General features: G+C 37.4%; 18 protein-coding genes. All 18 read right to left on the bottom strand.

All coding sequences use genetic code 11. The features are described 5' to 3' along the window. Positions 1-3 precede the first annotated feature (3 nt). The 18 genes from rapZ to lpxK all read right to left on the bottom strand — a co-directional run bounded on the left by rapZ (position 4) and on the right by lpxK (position 17,357). On the bottom strand, positions 4-918 hold the full coding sequence (gene rapZ, locus ACWTVK_RS08050) for an RNase adapter RapZ (protein WP_308522827.1): 915 nt from the start codon (positions 916-918) through the stop codon (positions 4-6). A gap of 12 nt (positions 919-930) precedes the next feature. Next, the gene (locus ACWTVK_RS08045) at positions 931-1,743 is read right to left on the bottom strand and encodes a Cof-type HAD-IIB family hydrolase (protein ID WP_456046501.1); all 813 of its coding nucleotides are present in this window, start codon (positions 1,741-1,743) and stop codon (positions 931-933) included. A 285-nt stretch (positions 1,744-2,028) separates the two neighbouring features. After that, positions 2,029-3,240: a putative porin gene (locus tag ACWTVK_RS08040; RefSeq protein WP_456046500.1), complete on the bottom strand. Its 1,212-nt coding sequence runs from the start codon at positions 3,238-3,240 to the stop codon at positions 2,029-2,031. 611 nt (positions 3,241-3,851) lie between these two features. Then, a complete protein-coding gene (locus tag ACWTVK_RS08035; RefSeq protein ID WP_303940484.1) occupies positions 3,852-5,114 on the bottom strand; it encodes an S-layer homology domain-containing protein in 1,263 nt (420 codons plus the stop codon). A 611-nt stretch (positions 5,115-5,725) separates the two neighbouring features. Then, positions 5,726-6,298 carry a signal peptidase I gene (gene lepB / locus ACWTVK_RS08030; RefSeq protein WP_308522831.1) on the bottom strand — a complete coding sequence of 191 codons (573 nt, stop codon included), beginning with the start codon at positions 6,296-6,298 and terminating at the stop codon, positions 5,726-5,728. A 9-nt stretch (positions 6,299-6,307) separates the two neighbouring features. Then, entirely contained in the window at positions 6,308-7,177 is an 870-nt protein-coding gene (locus tag ACWTVK_RS08025; RefSeq protein ID WP_105090307.1) for a YitT family protein, read from the bottom strand. Then, positions 7,167-7,694 carry a hypothetical protein gene (locus ACWTVK_RS08020; protein ID WP_456046499.1) on the bottom strand — a complete coding sequence of 176 codons (528 nt, stop codon included), beginning with the start codon at positions 7,692-7,694 and terminating at the stop codon, positions 7,167-7,169. Before ACWTVK_RS08020 ends, ACWTVK_RS08025 begins: the two co-directional genes overlap by 11 nt. A 114-nt stretch (positions 7,695-7,808) precedes the next feature. Continuing rightward, on the bottom strand, positions 7,809-9,023 hold the full coding sequence (locus ACWTVK_RS08015) for a DUF3084 domain-containing protein (protein ID WP_456046498.1): 1,215 nt from the start codon (positions 9,021-9,023) through the stop codon (positions 7,809-7,811). An 87-nt stretch (positions 9,024-9,110) separates the two neighbouring features. Continuing rightward, positions 9,111-10,202, bottom strand: coding sequence for an LptF/LptG family permease (locus tag ACWTVK_RS08010; RefSeq protein WP_105086198.1), 1,092 nt, complete (start codon positions 10,200-10,202; stop codon positions 9,111-9,113). A 9-nt stretch (positions 10,203-10,211) separates the two neighbouring features. After that, complete coding sequence (gene lptB, locus ACWTVK_RS08005) at positions 10,212-10,931, bottom strand: LPS export ABC transporter ATP-binding protein (RefSeq protein ID WP_008715778.1); 720 nt, start codon at positions 10,929-10,931, stop codon at positions 10,212-10,214. Positions 10,932-10,940: 9 nt separating this feature from the next. After that, positions 10,941-11,663, bottom strand: coding sequence for an LptA/OstA family protein (locus ACWTVK_RS08000; RefSeq protein ID WP_105086196.1), 723 nt, complete (start codon positions 11,661-11,663; stop codon positions 10,941-10,943). A gap of 12 nt (positions 11,664-11,675) precedes the next feature. Beyond that, the gene (gene lptC / locus ACWTVK_RS07995; RefSeq protein ID WP_456046497.1) at positions 11,676-12,212 is read right to left on the bottom strand and encodes an LPS export ABC transporter periplasmic protein LptC; all 537 of its coding nucleotides are present in this window, start codon (positions 12,210-12,212) and stop codon (positions 11,676-11,678) included. Continuing rightward, the gene (locus ACWTVK_RS07990) at positions 12,202-13,131 is read right to left on the bottom strand and encodes a lysophospholipid acyltransferase family protein (protein ID WP_456046496.1); all 930 of its coding nucleotides are present in this window, start codon (positions 13,129-13,131) and stop codon (positions 12,202-12,204) included. The genes lptC and ACWTVK_RS07990 overlap by 11 nt, the downstream gene beginning before the upstream one ends. Before the next feature lie 14 nt (positions 13,132-13,145). Beyond that, complete coding sequence (locus tag ACWTVK_RS07985; protein WP_456046495.1) at positions 13,146-13,667, bottom strand: KdsC family phosphatase; 522 nt, start codon at positions 13,665-13,667, stop codon at positions 13,146-13,148. Then, complete coding sequence (locus tag ACWTVK_RS07980; protein WP_060924938.1) at positions 13,667-14,638, bottom strand: KpsF/GutQ family sugar-phosphate isomerase; 972 nt, start codon at positions 14,636-14,638, stop codon at positions 13,667-13,669. Before ACWTVK_RS07980 ends, ACWTVK_RS07985 begins: the two co-directional genes overlap by 1 nt. A gap of 11 nt (positions 14,639-14,649) precedes the next feature. Then, on the bottom strand, positions 14,650-15,468 hold the full coding sequence (gene kdsA / locus ACWTVK_RS07975; protein ID WP_024065882.1) for a 3-deoxy-8-phosphooctulonate synthase: 819 nt from the start codon (positions 15,466-15,468) through the stop codon (positions 14,650-14,652). Then, positions 15,469-16,200, bottom strand: coding sequence for a 3-deoxy-manno-octulosonate cytidylyltransferase (kdsB, locus tag ACWTVK_RS07970; protein WP_456046494.1), 732 nt, complete (start codon positions 16,198-16,200; stop codon positions 15,469-15,471). A 44-nt stretch (positions 16,201-16,244) separates the two neighbouring features. Then, a complete protein-coding gene (gene lpxK, locus ACWTVK_RS07965) occupies positions 16,245-17,357 on the bottom strand; it encodes a tetraacyldisaccharide 4'-kinase (protein WP_456046493.1) in 1,113 nt (370 codons plus the stop codon). Positions 17,358-17,398 lie beyond the last annotated feature (41 nt).

The raw sequence follows: 17,398 nt of genomic DNA, 5'->3' as shown, positions 1-17,398 counted from the left end.
TATCTAGTTACCAAGTGTTTTAATTTCATGAGGATTATAATCTTCTTCTACATTATTTTTCATCATATCTCGATGTTCTACAGAAACGCGATAGCCTTTTTCTAATAGATGAGAATATAATGCTTCTGCCATAGCCACAGATCTATGCATACCACCTGTACAGCCTACAGCAACGATAAATTGAGACTTCCCTTCTTGTTCATAATTAGGCACAAGAAAATCAATAGTATCAAAATAACGGTTTTTAAATTCCTCTGTAACTTCAAAGGAATGAATATATTCATTTACAGCTTTCACACGACCTGTTTTATGACGGAATTCTGGAATGTAGAATGGGTTTGGTAAGAATCGAACATCCCAAACCATATCCGCATCCAATGGTAATCCATATTTAAAGCCAAAGCTTACAACTGTGATAGACATGCCATGGCCTTCATCAACTTGAGTAAATCGTGTTTTTAAATACTCTTTAAGACTCGCAGTTTTCATATTCGTTGTATCAATAATGAAGTCTGCTTTATGTCGTACAGAATTTAATATCTGACGTTCTTCTTTCAAACCTGTAGTAATCATCCCATCTGGAGCCAGTGGATGGCTGCGACGAGTTTCTTTATATCTTCTAATTAACGTCTCATCTGTAGCATCCATAAAGACAATTTCATAATCCACCTTCATTTCTCTTAATGTTTCAAGAGATGATGAAAGGGCTTCAAAGAATTCACCACCGCGAATATCTACAACTAAAGCTACACGGTTTGTACGTTCTCCACCTTGTCGACAAATTTCACTTAGCTTAGGAATAAGTACAGGAGGAATATTATCAATACATAGATAGCCCATATCCTCTAATGCTTGTAGAACCTGAGTTTTGCCGGCACCAGACATGCCTGTAACAATTAATAAACGAAATGCTTCCATAGTTTTACTCCATTATAAAAGATTCTTCTTAATCCAATGAGCTACACCATCTTCATTATGATGTCCACATACTTCATTAGCCACAGATTTTACATGTTCTGTTGCATTTGAAACAGCTACCGAATATCCCGTTTCACTTAACATAGAAATATCGTTCTCTGCATTTCCAAAGGAAACTATATTTTCAAGGCTAAGATTATTATCTAGAGCTAATTGAGCTAATGCACGCCCTTTTGATACATTCGATGCAGTGATTTCGAGGAAATCTCGTTGACTACGCACTAATGTAACTTGATTACCAACTAATGGGGTCAAGATATCAATAATTCTATCGATTCCTTCCTCTGTATCGATAGCAATGAGCTTATTAGGTTCTGAAGAAAGTGTATAAATTGTATCACCTAAAAACTCAGCTACAGCCCCTGTTTGCTGTTCATAATGATCGGATTGCCAATTTTTATGATGACACAGTAAATGATCATCTACATACGATTGTATATGCCAACTAAATTTTTGGCCGAGTTGAAAAACACGATGTACTACATCTATAGGAACAGTTTGTTCAAATAGCTTATATCCCGTTTCTAACTCCTGGATTAAACCACCAGAGAACAATATCATAGGAACATTGCCGAGTTGTAATGCTAATCCAATTGGTTTTGCCGTTTGATACATGCGTCCAGTAGCAATTGTTATACCAATTCCCTTCTGCTGCAAGCGATGCAATACATCAATCGTATATGCAGAAACTGTATTATCACTTCGAACTAATGTCTCATCACAATCGATGGCTACCATTTTTATATGAGAAAAAGAAGGATTCATTCTTACCTCCTTCACAAGAAAATCTAATACTCTTTATTATACCATTTATAACACTTATATAGATAGAAATATGCAGTAATCCTCTATCAAAAATATTTTACCTCTTCCAGTAATAGAGCTAATAAATCATTAAACAAAAGATAAGTATTGTTTGTATATAAATCAATCCATAAGTATCAAAATTGCATAATAAAAGGCATTCTATATCAATTTGTTATAAAAATATGTATTGACTAAAAAAAAGAGACTCCCGAAGGAGTCCCTTTTATATGGTTAACTATCAAATTAGAATTTGTAGTTAAGGTCTGCACGGTAGAAGTCGGAAAGATCAGCACCGTCTTGAGTTTTCCAGTCGAAACCGTAGTTAGCGGATAAGCCAACGTTGTTTTGCAATGCATAGTTAACGGAAGCCATCCAACCTTTAGCATCTGTAGTGTAGATGTGGTTGTAAGTAGTATCAACGATAGGAGCATTAGCTTTAGCGTTGAAGTATTGGCCTTTAACATCCCAAGAACCTTTTTTAGCGATGTTGTAGTTACCAAAGCCAAGACCTGCAGTCCAAGCTTGAGAGTCGTCTACATGGGAATCTTTCAACCATTCGCCACCAACCCAAACTTTGTCGAAGTTAGCATTAGCATTGAAGCCATAGATATTTTTGTAACCAGTAGAAGTATCTTGGTTTACGCGATCATAGAAACCACCAACCATAGTGTGTTTACCTAATTTACCGTTTAAGCCAAGGTAAGTGTTAGTTACGTTTTGATCTTTAGTCAAGCCAGCTGCTTCACCGGATACCATGTAACCGTAAGCTGCTTGAGCTTGGATTTTGTCGTTACCAGCGTTCAATTGAGCACCGTCGAAAGTACCGTCAAATGCTAAGCCGCCACCAAGAACTTGGTTGAAACGACCAGCTTTCAAGGATACGCGTTCGCCGAATTTATGGTTTACATAAGCGCGGTCGATTTGAGCGTCTGCATTACCACCGTTTTGGGAGTTACCCAATTCGAAGTTACCAGAAGTCAAACGAACAACTGCATCAGTACGATCGTTTACTTTTGCATTGAATTGTACACGTGCACGAGCGTCGAATTTGGATTTAGCATGTTCAGCATCACGGTAACGAAGACGAGCATCACCAGTAACTTTTACGTTACCTACGCGGTCTTCCAAGCGAGCTACACGAACGCCCAAGTTGTTCAATTCGTTGGAGAATTCATCAGCCAAACGGTTGATCATAGCTTGTTGTTCAGCGTTAGCGCGGTCTTGGTTAGCCATAGCTTTAGCTACCATTTGAGCCATTTCGTAACGAGTGATGTTGTTTTGGCCTTTGAAAGTGCCATCTGGGTAACCATTAACGATACCAGCGTTTGCCAATTGGGAAACTGCTTGGTATGCCCAAGAATCTGGAGTTACATCGGAGAATGGGTTAGCTGCGAATGCAGTAGTTACACCCAAAACTGCTGTTGCTGCAAAGATTGCTGCGAATTGTTTTTTCATAGTTGAATTCCTTCTTTCTGAAAAAAATAGAAATACAAAATGTTACAAGTCATAACATTCACATTCTACTCTGTTCTTCAGATTAAGAATTTTTGGGAGTGTCCACGTTTCCTCGCCACATTCTACATCGAAGTTCTTCGTTTCATGTGTTTGTTACTTCTTGTAGGGTGATATTAGCATAACCTAATTTTCGTGTAAACCCTTTTTTCTCAATTTCATTCTCATTATAAAAATTTTATAATTTAAAATGCCCTAAAATTCACTTATTATCTATGTTTATGAGATATATTTTTTTTTGCTAAAAATATTAAATTTATCTTTTTTTGTATTAAATGAGATTTATTATCATATATATTATTAAGCTTTACTAATTAATTATATATCTATTAATTAGTCGAAGGCTATTTTATGCATAAATAGTTCATAAACACCTCATACAATATATTGTGGAATAGATCAATATGCATACTAATCAAATAAATTTTTATCTTTTACTATATATAGATTTATTTTACTATATATATATACTATTATATACAAAAGCAAATATCATCTCTTTATATACAACAAAAAAAGACTTCCGAAGAAGTCTTTTTTTTGTTGTGAGGGAATTAGAATTTGTAGTTTAATTCTGCACGGTAGAAATCGGAAAGATCATTACCTTTTTGGTCTTTAGAGTTGAAACCATAACCTGCAGATAAACCTACGTTATCTTGTACTGCGTAATTTACGCTAGCCATATAACCTTTGTAACCATTAGATGTATTTGTTAAGTCATATGCTTGATCCCAAGTGGAGCTTACGATTGGAGCGTTAGCTTTTTGGTTGAAGTATTGACCTTTTACATCCCATGTACCTTTTTTAGCGATGTCGTAATTACCATAACCAACACCTGCTGTCCAAGCTTGGGAATCATTAACGTTAGAAGCTTTCAACCATTCACCACCAACCCAAACTTTGTCTTTACGGAAGTCTGCATTGAAGCCGTATACGTCTTGGCTATCAGAGTTAACTGTGGAACCGTTATGATTCAAGTTGCCGCTAGATAATTTGGAGTAGAAGCCACCAACTGTGGATTCTTGACCAACTTTACCTTTAACACCTACATATGCAACGGAAGGATTATCGGATTTGGAGTTGCCATCAGCAGCGCCATCCATCATATAACCATAAGCACCTTGTACTTGAACTTTGTCATTACCTACGTTCAATTGAGCACCATCAAATGTATCATCGTACATTAAACCGCCACCAATTGTTTGTTGGAAACGACCACCTTTTGCGGATACATGATTACCAAATTTGTGATCTACATAAGCACGATCGATTGTTGCATCAGCACCTTTTGTAGAATCACCGAATTCGTAATTACCTTTTACACGAACAACAGCTTCTGTTTTATCATTAACTTTACCATTGAATTGAACACGTGCACGGCCATCTGTTAAGGATTTGCTATTAGCTTTGTAAACGCCTTTATCTTCAGAGCCTTGGTAACGGATACGAGCATCACCAGTTACTTTTACATTACCTACACGATCTTCCAAACGAGATACGCGTACACCCAAGCTATTCAACTCATTGGAGAACTCATCTGCCAAGCGGTTAATCATTGCTTGTTGTTCTGCATTAGCACGATCTTGGTTAGCCATTGCTTTAGCTACCATTTGAGCCATTTCATAACGAGTGATATTGTTTTGGCCTTTGAAAGTACCATCTGGGTAACCATTAACGATACCAGATTGTGCTAATTGAGATACTGCTTGGTATGCCCAGCTATCTGGAGTTACATCGGAGAATGGGTTAGCAGCGAATGCTGTTGTTACACCTAATACTGCTGTTGCTGCAAAAATTGTTGCGAATTGTTTTTTCATAATGAATTCCTTCTTTCTTATAAATAAGAATTTATAGTATCAGAAGACATTCACTGTATAAGCGGTATAACTATGAAAGATATATTAGGAGTGTCCACGTTTCCTCGACTATATTATCTATCACAGCCTCACCTCTTTATTAGTGGTGCCTTGCTGTGATTAGAATATATCACCGTCCAAATTTTTTGTAAAGCATTTTATACAACTAAATTTGATGAAATTTCTTTCATGAATAAAAATAAACCTATAAACATAGATTTCTTCTGTATTTCTCAAAATTAAATTTTGTACAATTTCATTTTATTTATCTAAAATTCATGTATTTTAGATGATAAATCTATAACTTTTAATTACTAAAAATAATAATTTTCACATTATTTAATATATAACACTAATATATTAGACTAAAATATAATTATATTCCACTTTTCTATTATTAATATCTTTATTTTGTCTTTCTAATTTCTATTAGTAATAACCTTATCAATACCATTCATCATATATTTTCGCTTAAATATGTCATTAATAATATTAAGCTATAAATACCCCATTATTTAAATACAAAAAGCCTCTCTATAGTAATTACTACTATAGAGAGGCTTTTATAAGCATTAAATTGCATAGGATACAAAACCTAGGACGTGATCAATGGGAACAGGACCAATGAACCGACTATCACTAGAATGATTTCGGTTATCCCCCATCACAAATACATATCCTTCAGGAACTGTAACAGATGTAGAACGAGTATAATTCATTTTTGTATCTTTGGTATATGGTTCTTGTAATTGTTCACCATTACGCCATACATGACCATCTTTAAACTCTAATACATCACCAGGACGACCGATAACGCGCTTAACCCATACATCATTTGTTTGAGCAGCTTTATTAAAGACTGATGCATAGTTCATCAATGGTTCTTCTACATCATCTACCCAAGTACGTGCGCGATTAACACGACTATCAATGATTACAATTTGACCATAATTCGGCATTTCATTCATAATATGATGCCATTTCGTTACAATTAAATATTGGCCATTGTGTAATGTATCCTCCATTGATTCACCAGATACACGTGTTGGTTGAATCAAGAAAATATGAATTACCATGGCAATAATTAATGCCAATACAATGGCATAAATCCAATCTAATATTTCTTTTACTATTTTATTACTCATATTAACCCCTTAATGACCGTTCTTTGTAAATCTACCACCAAATACATCATGTACATCTTGAATTGTAATAAATGCCGATGGATCTACTTCATAAACAGTATTTTTTAACCTCATAATTTCAAGTCTTGTTACTACAGAATATAAAACATGCTTAGGTTGCTTTAAATAGCCCCCTTCACCATACATAATTGTAACACCACGATTGAGGTTCGCATTTAATGCATCTGCAAGATTCTTAGAGTTCTCTGCATCTGTAATAATCATTACCCCTTTAGATTCATCAAGGCCTGTAATTGTAATATCGATCATCTTATAAGCAATAAAATAAGCGATTAAGGAATACATAGCACTATTCCAACTATATACAAAACCTGCGGCACCAAGAATAATGAGATTCATGGCCATTACGATTTCACCAACAGAGAAGGTGGAACGCCTATCAAAGATGATTGCCACAATTTCAGAGCCATCTAAAGAACCACCATTACGTATAATGAGGCCTACCCCAATACCTAAAATGATACCACCAAAGATAGAACCTAAGAATGGATCTGTTGTGATAGGTGTAAAATCATGAGCAAAGGTAGAGAAAATTGCCATCCATACGATAGAAAATAGTGTAGAGAAAGTAAAGTTTTTGCCGTTAGCTCTATAGCCAATATATAAGAAAGGCAAGTTAAAGAGTACGACGAAAATACTAAAAGAAATTCCTGAAAGCTCTGCAGCCATCAAGGAAATACCAACTACACCACCATCGATGATACTATTCGGTACTAAAAATAAATCTAAACCTATAGTATAAATTAGAGCCCCTAAGATCATCATTAAGCAACGCATAATAAAATTTGACCACTTATGCGTTGAAGCTTCATTTTTCATGCACTTCTCCTTTACCGTACAACTGCTCCATAGCATGTAGTCTCTTTTCTTCCAACTCACTAGAGTCCATCATATCACTTTGTATATCATTATCGGTTTGGTTTAACTGTTTTGTATAACGTAAACCAATAACAAAAGCAGTCAAATCATCTACAGGCTCTGGTGGAAATTGCATAGACGTAGGGATAATCTTACGCCACCCTGTAGGTGAATTATATTGCCAATATAATTTTCGAGCCTCCTCAGTACTATGCGATTCATCAATTAAACTAGTAGTAATTCTGTGATTTCGTCCAATTTGTTGGAGAGATGGATATAAATATTTATGATTTGTACCATTTCCACATACCATATGAACAATACCATAATATTCAGTTAATATACGTTCAATTTCACCATTGAATTGTTTTGTCATAATAATTTTACGACATACCATAGTACCAGAAGGTGTCACAATTGCTACACCTGTTTTTTCATTGCCTGGATCTACAGCCAAAATGTACGTAGTATCAGTCATATTACTATCCTCATTTCTAATACAGCATTTATATTTTAACACAAAACGAAGGTCTTATGTAAAAATTTACATAAGACCTTCGTTTAAAGTATATAAACCAAAATACTATTCAATTTAATAAGCTGGCATTTTAGCCTTATCATTAAAAACAGGCATTTGAGTAATACGTAACTTAAGATGTACAGGACCAGATGAATATGTATCACCATCAACATACGCTTCCACATGAACCTTGCCATGTATTGTAGCAATGCGACGAATAGCCGTAAACAAATCATCCCCTGGTATCGTTCCGATATCACCAGATAAGGAATCTGGAATAATCCCTTTTTCTCTTGCCTTTTCATTTACTTGCTTTAAGAATTGAAGCATAGCAGATTGAGCATTAGGGCCACCATCCATTACAGCAGAATGGATTACTTCTCCATTTTTATAAATAAATTGTTGTGGGTAAACTTGGATAACTGCTACCGCTGGTTCACCAGCAATAATATTTCCAGCAGCAACCACTTGAACCACCATTGGAGTCTTTGCACTATTAAGCTTTTGTGTAGCTACCTCAATATTTTGACGATCTACATACACAACAGCCTGACCTTGATCTTCTATACCAAGACGACGTAATACCAATTTATTTGTATCATCAATAATATTTTTGATGGCTACATGGCTATCTTCTTCACTTAAACCAGGTCGAACAACAGCTTGAGCCAATAATTGATCAACTTGGAAAAGAATTGTACCTTCACGCAAATGAATAATGCCATTTTGCAACTGTTCCTGCGTTGTCTGTAAATCCTTAATATGAGCTTCCATCTTGGCTCTTGTAGCCTCTAAATCAGCTAATTTTTTAGATACTTCATCATATGAAGCTTGAAGTGTAGATAACTCAGCTTCAGTCGCATCTTTAGCCGCTTGTGCACTAGCCAACTCAGCCTTAGTTGCATCAACCTCTTTACGAATTTGCTCTATTTCAGCCATTCGTTCTGCTAACTCTTGCTTATTTTGCTCAAGCAATGCTTGTCCTCGAATAAGCTCTTGCGTCTTAGCAGCTACCTCATCATTAAGTTGCTTCATATCTGCTCGCAACTGATCCATCCCAAAGAGTGCTGTTCGTACACTTTGAGATGTAATAGTTAATACGCCTACTGTAGCAGCTGCAACTAACAATCCCGTTACGATAGTAACAATAATCGATGTATGCTTAGGCCTTAATCCAAAGAGGGACATGCGACGCTTACCAACTTTGGTGCCTAACTTATCCCCCATGTAGGCAATAAGTCCACCCATAAGGGCGATAATAACTAATATTTTAACACCTACTAACATCGAGTCCCTCCTTTCATAAGATTACACAATTATTGGATTCGAAAATATGCTATTTCGTAAATCAAATTTATTTCTTTATATACTAGGTTACTTAGATACACGCCAATTCAAATATAGGCCAGCAATAATACCTAATGTATCTGGAATTAATGCAGCAAATACAGTTGGCAATGCACCACCTTTACCTAATGCACCAGCAAATGTCATCACACCATAATAAATAAAGATGATTAAAATACTGATACCAAAACCGATAGATGAGCTAGAACGTTGCTTTTGAAGACCTAATGGAGCACCAACAAGAGCAAACACAAAGCTAGCCAGTGGAATTGTAAAACGTTGGTACATTTCCATTTCCAACTTATTAGCGTTTGTATAAGCTGCCTTATAGGCTTTGATTTGGTGGCGTAATTCCTTAATTGTTAATTCTTCTGGCTTACGTTGATCTTGTTGAATATCCTTTGGTGCAGACTTAATTGGCAAGGATTGCTCCTTGAACTTCATAGTTCGTTCTACACCATCGCCAGCGGAAATATCATAAATGATACCATTTTGCATCACCCAATATTGACCATTCCAGATAGCAGTATCCGCATTTTCAACTTGTTGTAGTTTTCCACCTTCACCAAACTGTTGCACCGTAATCATAGATAACTGTTTAGTTTCAGCATTATAGCTCTTAGCATACATCAATGTACCTAAATCATTACCGTTCATTGTTTTTAAAACGATATGATTTTGTGTTTGAGGTGATGCATTTTTCATAATCTGTTCACGCACAATCGTTTGATACATATTATTTGTACGTGGTACAACAAATTCATTAAATGCAACAGCCCCAATTGAGATGATAAGGGCAATAATGTATACAGGCATCGCTAAGCGTAAAAAGCTAAGACCACCGGCACGCATAACAACAATCTCACTAGTACTGCTCAAGCGACTAAAGGTCATAAGTGAAGCCAATAGTACTGACATTGGGAATGTTAAGATAACAATACTTGGTAAGGCCAACACAAAAGCTTTCATAACAAGCACTAGCGGTGCCCCATATTCAGTAATATATTGAGCAATTCTAAACAATGTGCCTGTGCCAATAAAAATACTGGTAAAAGCAAATACCCCAAATAGGAACGGACCTACAAAGGCTTTTAATATATATTTATCTAATAATCTCATAGTCCCCTCCTATAATCTAAAGTTATCCCCTAAGTAATGCTCACGAGCGATTGGGTCGTTTGCAATTTCTTCAGGGGTGCCTTCTAGGAGGATCTTACCACTACTTAAAATATAAGCCTTATCTACAATCCCCAATGTTTCACGCACATTGTGATCTGTAATCAAGATACCAATACCGCGATTTTTTACATGCAAAATGATTTGTTGAATGTCAGCAACCGCGATAGGGTCGACGCCAGCAAAAGGTTCATCGAGAAGAATAAAATTCGGTTCTAACGCAAGACAACGAGCGATTTCTACACGACGGCGTTCACCACCAGATAGCTGCATCCCCATACGATCCCGAACATGACCAATATGAAATTCTTCAATGAGGGATTCCACTATAGCTTCAATTTCATCAGATTTCTTCGATGTTGTTTGTAACATAGCACGAATATTATCCTCAACAGTCATGGATCGAAAAATTGATGCTTCTTGTGGAAGATACCCAATACCTTCCGCAGCTCGTTTATACATTGGAATATTCGTAATATCCTTGCCATCAACGGTAATGATACCAGAACTAGGTCGTTCAATGCCAACAATCATATAGAATGATGTAGTTTTCCCTGCCCCATTAGGACCTAGGAGCCCAACGACTTGCCCCTTATCAACGCGTAAACTAACCCCGTCTACAACATTGCGACCGCTAAAGGTTTTGACTAAGTTTTTGGTTTCTATATACATATTTAATCCTTATTGATTTGGAACAATGATAAGTGTACTACGACCACCCAATGTTTCAGCAGAATCATCAGCTAAACGAATTTTAAGCTCTGGCGCATTGAGTACATTACCGTTTTGAACAGCATGAGCAGAGCCAGATAAGAGTACAACCCCATCATTTTGATTAGGTGTTTGCGTATAGGTAGCACGCTCTGCAGAGCCAGATACGTTTCGTTCTGGATTAGAGAATGTCACATCCCCTTGTGCTACTGCGCGAATTTCTTTTAGCCAACCTTCTACTTGATTACCTGTTAATGTAGTACCTTCTGCAATCAAACGAGCATTGCCAGATACAAGGCCATACTCTGTATCTGTATTATATTCAACTTTATCGCCAAAAATTTGACGATCACTACGTTGTAAATGAACACCGCCATTAGCAGTAAATTTATTATTATTATAGCTGTGCACTGATTGTGCAGACATAGCCATATCAGAACCAATCAAAGATACACCACCTTCAAGACTTGCTTCTTGAGTTTTTGTGTTGTACCAACCATTGGCACCAGTCATAGTTTTATCAGCTTGAGTAATAACAACATTACCGGTTGCATCAGCACGACCTGTATTGCCATCATAAGATAATGTATCAGCGCTAATAGTCAATGGGTCATTTGCAGCCCAAGCTGTAACAGATGCTGTCATGAGTACAGCCAAAATAGCCATACCAATCTGTTTTTTCTTATTCATCATATTTCCCCTCAATTACTTCTTCGTTAATTTTGCATTGCCAATGGCTTTAATAATTTTCAAAGACATATTACCTTCAAGCTTATCGCCTGTAAGAGTTACATCCTTACTGTTATAAGTAAAAGCCGTCTTAGATGTCAACGTTTTCGTTTTGTTATCAAAGTGAAGGGCTTCTGTTTTAAATTCTGCACCTTCTGTATTGGTAGCTGTAACGCCTTGGTCGATATCAAGAGAATTGCGGTCCCCCGTCAATACAGCATGAGGAGCTGTAATAGTAGTGGTCACATCATCTTGATAGAAAAGACCCTTCAAATTAGTCAAAACGATGGCCTTTGTCCGTGGGTCATATTCAATCTTTTCAGCTGATAAGGCCCACACTAATTTGCCATCCTTTTCCTCTTGTAGGTCAGCACCTTGGAAATTAACGAGTTGACCATTCTGATTTTGAGTGGTACCCACATCACCAGAGTCTTTCATAATATATACGATAAGACCAATTAGAGCCAACACTATAGCGGCCACTATGGCAATTAATTTTTTATTATTTTTCATGTGCCCTCTCCCGTGCAGCTATCTTCTTATCATAATCAATAATTTGATCCATCTTAGTCATCCAGCGATGTTGGAACCAAAGCCATTCATCTGGATGCTGGCGAATAAAGTCTTCAGTAACGCGTACACATTCCTCAGTTAGACGATACATATCTGCATCTTCATCGCCAGTGTCAATATAATGCAATGCTGGTAAAATGTGAACAATATGCCCACCTTCAGCCTTGCGAGATGCAAAAATGGGAACTACGGGAGAACCAAATTTTTTCGCAAATGTAGCTGGTCCAATAACCGCAGAGGAGTCTTGACCTAAAAACGGAACTGGTAAACCATGTATATATCCATCTTGGTCAGCTAAGAAGCCAAGCAGTTTTTTCTTCTTTAAAGCCTTTGCAGCAGAAACGATTTCGTTGCCACCACTAGCAAATACATCAAGTCCTACCATCTCACGATACTCATTCATGAGACGTGTAAATTGAGCATTCGGTTGTTTTTTAACAATTGTGGTAGATGGATATCCATGAGCCGCCATAGCAGCACCCATCCATTCCCAATTGCCTACATGTCCAGTAAGAACAATAACACCTTTATCTTCTGCGATGGCGTCTTCTAAATATTCGACACCACGCATTTCAATATGTTTATCGATAAAGGATTTTGTAAGGTTTGGCATGTACAATACTTCCATAACACTACGGCCAAGATTTTTAAATAACTTTTCAATTAATTGTTCTGCCTCTTGATCATTCATGTTCATGCCAATCTTTATGTTTTTTATACCTCTAAGTTTTTGCTTCTTCGCTATGAGACCATATACGGGTCCTAAACTAGCGCCTATGAGCAAAATGAGCTTATACGGCAGTCGGCAAACGAGCCAGCTAATGCCTTTAACTAAATGGTATTGCCATTCGTTATTCATTCTGCCCACCTCCTTTATTGTCCATGAGCATGGGCCTCTCGTGCATAGTCTGCTACAACAGTTTCCCATAATCCTTGATTCTTCAAGATATATTCTACAGCTTCTCTTACGGCACCTTGACCGCCATTAACAGTAGAAATAAATTTAGCTAATTCTTTGACCTCTGGTACCGCATTATTTGGCGCCATAGGTAAACCAACTAGTTGAAGAGCCCCCAAATCGTTGAGGTCATCCCCCATGTAAGCAATCTCTTCTAAATTGATTTGATGCTCTTTACAAAGGGTTCTTAATGCTTCTGTCTTATTCGCATGCCCCATAAGCAATGCATCAAAATGAAGTTCCTTAGCACGTCGCTCAACCATAGGAGATATCCGTGCTGTGATGATGGCAAGCTTAAGACCTACTTTTCGAGCTGCCGTTAATCCTAAGCCATCTTTTACAGAGAAAGACTTAAGTTCTTCCCCACTTGATGTATAGATTAGAGTACCATCAGATAGCACGCCATCAACATCAAGAACAATCCATTGAATATTCATTATACAATGCCTCTACGCAATAAATCCGTAATATGAACAATGCCTAGACATTTATTATCTGTATCTACAACTGGTAACACCGTAATAGGACGTGGTTGATTTTTCTCCATTAAATGAAGAGCTTCAGCCGCTAATTTGTCCTTTGTAATCGTACGAGGCATAGAGGTCATCATATCCTCTACAGGCCATTCTAGGAAATTACTACCAGAATCTAATCCGCGGCGCACATCACCATCGGTAACAAGACCTAATAAGTGACCTTCTTCATCAATAACATTAGTAGCGCCTAAACCTTTTTCGGTCATTACAAAGAGTGCATCTCGTACTGTTGCACCTTTAAATACCGTAGGATTATCTTCACCACCATGCATAATATTTTCTACGGTCAACAATAATTTACGACCAAGAGAACCACCTGGATGGAATACAGCAAAGTTTTCAGGTGTAAAGTGATGTCGTTCTAATAAGCATACTGCTAAGGCATCACCTAATGCTAAAGCAACAGTAGTACTTGTAGTAGGCGCTAACCCTAATGGACAAGCTTCACGTTCTACTTCAGCTAGCAATACAATATCAGAATTTTTAGCTAATGTAGATTCTGGTTTACCTACAACACAGATTAATTTTGCACCTATGCGACGTAAGGATGGTAAGATACTGATAATTTCACCTGTTTCACCACTATTGGAAAAAGCCAATACTACATCATCTTCTGTAATCATACCAAGATCGCCATGCACACCTTCACCAGGATGCATGAAAAGTGCCGGTGTACCAGTACTAGCCAAGGTAGCCGCAATTTTGCGACCAATATGGCCAGATTTTCCCATACCAGTACATACTACACGGCCCTTACAAGCCAAAATCATATTTACAGCATTTACAAAATTGTGATCCAAACGAGAACTTAATTCCTCAATAGCACGTGCTTCCTCATGAAGTACCTGTGCTGCTTGTTCTAAAATAGTCACAAATACCGCCCCTAACCTTTTACGATTTTATCAATAGCTACTAAATCTCGTAGCAAAGCTTCAAAATTATCTAAGTATAACATGTTTGGACCATCGGATAATGCTTCCTCTGGATTATCATGTACTTCAAAGAATAGACCATCTACACCACTTGCAACAGCGGCACGAGCCAAGTTTGGTACAAATTCGCGATTACCACTAGATTTAGTACCTGCGCCACCAGGTAATTGAACACTATGTGTAGCATCAAATACTACTGGATAATCGAAAGAACGCATAATTGGGAAGGATCTCATATCTACAACGAGATTGTTATAGCCAAAGCTAAATCCACGCTCTGTAAGCATAAGATTTTCATTGCCTGTTTCTTTCATTTTGTTTAAGACATTTTCCATATCTTTAGGCGCCATAAATTGACCTTTTTTCACATTTACGCATTTGCCAGTTTTAGCTGCACCATATACAAGGTCTGTTTGACGACATAAGAAAGCTGGAATTTGCAAAACATCCAATACTTCTGCAGCCGGTTCGATTTGTTCAATGGAGTGAATATCACTTACAACTGGTACATTGAGTTCTTTTTTAATAGAAGCAAGGATTTTTAGACCTTCCTCAAGACCTGGTCCACGGAAAGAACCATAGCTAGAACGGTTAGCCTTATCGAAAGAAGCTTTAAAGATATATGGAACTCCTAAGCGTTCACAAATTTCTTTTGCCCGTTTGCCAATAGCCAATGTACGGTCATAATCTTCAATAACACAAGGTCCAGCAAGAACAAAAAGACCTTTACCGCCACCGACTGTAATATCTTTAATTTGAACTGTTTTCATTTATTTCTCCTCTTGCTCGTAAATTGCATTTACACGAGCTAAGTCTTCCGGTGTGTCTACACCGATAAATCGTTTATCTGTAAGAATAACACGAATAGTATAGCCATTTTCGAGAGCGCGCAATTGCTCTAACGATTCGGTTTGCTCCGCTGGTGTTGGTTCCATCGTTGCATAGTTTAATAAGAAATCTCTACGATATGCATAGATACCAATATGTTTTAACGGCGCACGTACAAAATCATGACGAGGATAGGGAATTAAGGATCTAGAAAAATACATCGCATCATTGCGATTATTTAAAATAACCTTTACCGCTGATGGTTCATCGTATTCATCCTCCAATAAAGGAGTGGCTACAGTTGCCATCTGTAAGTTTGGATCTTCTTCAAAAAGTTGGGCCAATTCATCAATAAGTTTTGGCTCAATCATAGGTTCATCACCTTGAACATTAATAATGACATCTAAGTCTGTATAATGATTAGCAACCTCGGCTAATCGATCAGTTCCTGTAGGGTGATTAGGGTCTGTCATCATAACAGATCCTCCAAAGTTTTGAACTGCAGAATATACGCGTTCATCATCTGTAGCAACAATAGTACACTCTGTTTTTGTCGCTTGTGACACTCTTGCATAAACCCGTTCAATCATTGGTTTACCTGCAATATCCGCTAATGGTTTCCCTGGTAATCTTGTAGAACCATAACGAGCAGGAATAACGCATCCAAACTTCACAATAAAACCCCATTTCTGTTATTCGTGTATCTAATTATTATACACTAAATCTCTAAATTTTCTATGAATTCTTGTTTTCCAGAGATGAACTCAATTCCAATAGATAGCACTAGAATCGGTATTTTCAAGTCTTCAATTGCATGCAATTGACTTAACTTCACCGCATCCTTCTCCGTGATACAAATAGCATCTGCTTGATGAGCAAATGCCTCTTTCCAAATATCTACAACATCATCATTTTCGAAATTATGATGATCACCAAATGGCATTGTATGGACCACATTATATCCGATATCGGTCAATGTTTGTGTAAAGGATTGAGGGTTCCCAATACCACTAACCGCCATGATTCGATGCTTTTCATATGTATCGACGGGAGAACCATTTTCTCCGTTGACCCACTCATCTAATGTATACATACATTGAGGCTTGTGGATTGTTTCATATACAGGTGTATTGGGAAGCATATAAGCTAAACGCTTACGGATGCCTGAAACAACACCTGGTGCCACTTGATCCACCTTGGTAAGAACGATAATACTAGCTCTCTGTAAGCCACTAAGCGGTTCTCGTAATAAACCACGAGGTAATACATGGTCATAACCAAATGGGTTAGAAGCATCAATAAGAACGATATCAATATCTCGAGCTAATGCGCGATGTTGAAAGCCGTCATCCATAACTAAACAATCTGCACCGAGCTCATCTATGGCAATTTGTGCAGATTTGGCCCGTTCACGGCCGATAATCACATTAGACTTTTGTAATACTTTTGCCAACAACCAAGCTTCATCACCACTAATAAATGGCTCTACCAACATAGCACCATCTTTAGAAATAATTATATTTTTCTTATTGTCCTCAGCCCGATAGCCACGACTAAGCACAGTAGGATGGAGTCCTTTTCGGGCAAGCACATCACATATAAATCTCACCATTGGGGTTTTACCTGTACCACCGGCAGTAATATTACCAACACTGATAACCGGAACGGTAACTTTAGTAACCCCTTTTCCCGCATCAAATCGAGTGTTTCGTATAGATACAGCCTTTTCGTAACCTTTACTCAGAAAGCCCAAGCTGGAACGAGCTATATCACCTAATATGGATTGATTCTCACCACTAACGATGGATTTAAATAATGCTTCCCCACTCATAGGTGACTCCTCCTATTATGTAACATCATAGATGAATCTAA

The organism is Veillonella sp. Ser01, from assembly GCF_053850375.1.
The sequence above is the reverse complement of the archived record's forward strand: the minus strand, read 5'-3'. Positions and strand labels throughout refer to the sequence as shown.

Excerpts from the sequence above, each read along its gene's own strand:
- rapZ (WP_308522827.1), bottom strand. The coding sequence starts at position 918 with ATGGAAGCATTTCGTTTATTAATTGTTACAGGCATGTCTGGTGCCGGC.
- ACWTVK_RS08045 (WP_456046501.1), bottom strand. The coding sequence starts at position 1,743 with ATGAATCCTTCTTTTTCTCATATAAAAATGGTAGCCATCGATTGTGAT.
- ACWTVK_RS08040 (WP_456046500.1), bottom strand. The coding sequence starts at position 3,240 with ATGAAAAAACAATTCGCAGCAATCTTTGCAGCAACAGCAGTTTTGGGT.
- ACWTVK_RS08035 (WP_303940484.1), bottom strand. The coding sequence starts at position 5,114 with ATGAAAAAACAATTCGCAACAATTTTTGCAGCAACAGCAGTATTAGGT.
- lepB (WP_308522831.1), bottom strand. The coding sequence starts at position 6,298 with ATGAGTAATAAAATAGTAAAAGAAATATTAGATTGGATTTATGCCATT.
- ACWTVK_RS08025 (WP_105090307.1), bottom strand. The coding sequence starts at position 7,177 with ATGAAAAATGAAGCTTCAACGCATAAGTGGTCAAATTTTATTATGCGT.
- ACWTVK_RS08020 (WP_456046499.1), bottom strand. The coding sequence starts at position 7,694 with ATGACTGATACTACGTACATTTTGGCTGTAGATCCAGGCAATGAAAAA.
- ACWTVK_RS08015 (WP_456046498.1), bottom strand. The coding sequence starts at position 9,023 with ATGTTAGTAGGTGTTAAAATATTAGTTATTATCGCCCTTATGGGTGGA.
- ACWTVK_RS08010 (WP_105086198.1), bottom strand. The coding sequence starts at position 10,202 with ATGAGATTATTAGATAAATATATATTAAAAGCCTTTGTAGGTCCGTTC.
- lptB (WP_008715778.1), bottom strand. The coding sequence starts at position 10,931 with ATGTATATAGAAACCAAAAACTTAGTCAAAACCTTTAGCGGTCGCAAT.
- ACWTVK_RS08000 (WP_105086196.1), bottom strand. The coding sequence starts at position 11,663 with ATGATGAATAAGAAAAAACAGATTGGTATGGCTATTTTGGCTGTACTC.
- lptC (WP_456046497.1), bottom strand. The coding sequence starts at position 12,212 with ATGAAAAATAATAAAAAATTAATTGCCATAGTGGCCGCTATAGTGTTG.
- ACWTVK_RS07990 (WP_456046496.1), bottom strand. The coding sequence starts at position 13,131 with ATGAATAACGAATGGCAATACCATTTAGTTAAAGGCATTAGCTGGCTC.
- ACWTVK_RS07985 (WP_456046495.1), bottom strand. The coding sequence starts at position 13,667 with ATGAATATTCAATGGATTGTTCTTGATGTTGATGGCGTGCTATCTGAT.
- kdsA (WP_024065882.1), bottom strand. The coding sequence starts at position 15,468 with ATGAAAACAGTTCAAATTAAAGATATTACAGTCGGTGGCGGTAAAGGT.
- lpxK (WP_456046493.1), bottom strand. The coding sequence starts at position 17,357 with ATGAGTGGGGAAGCATTATTTAAATCCATCGTTAGTGGTGAGAATCAA.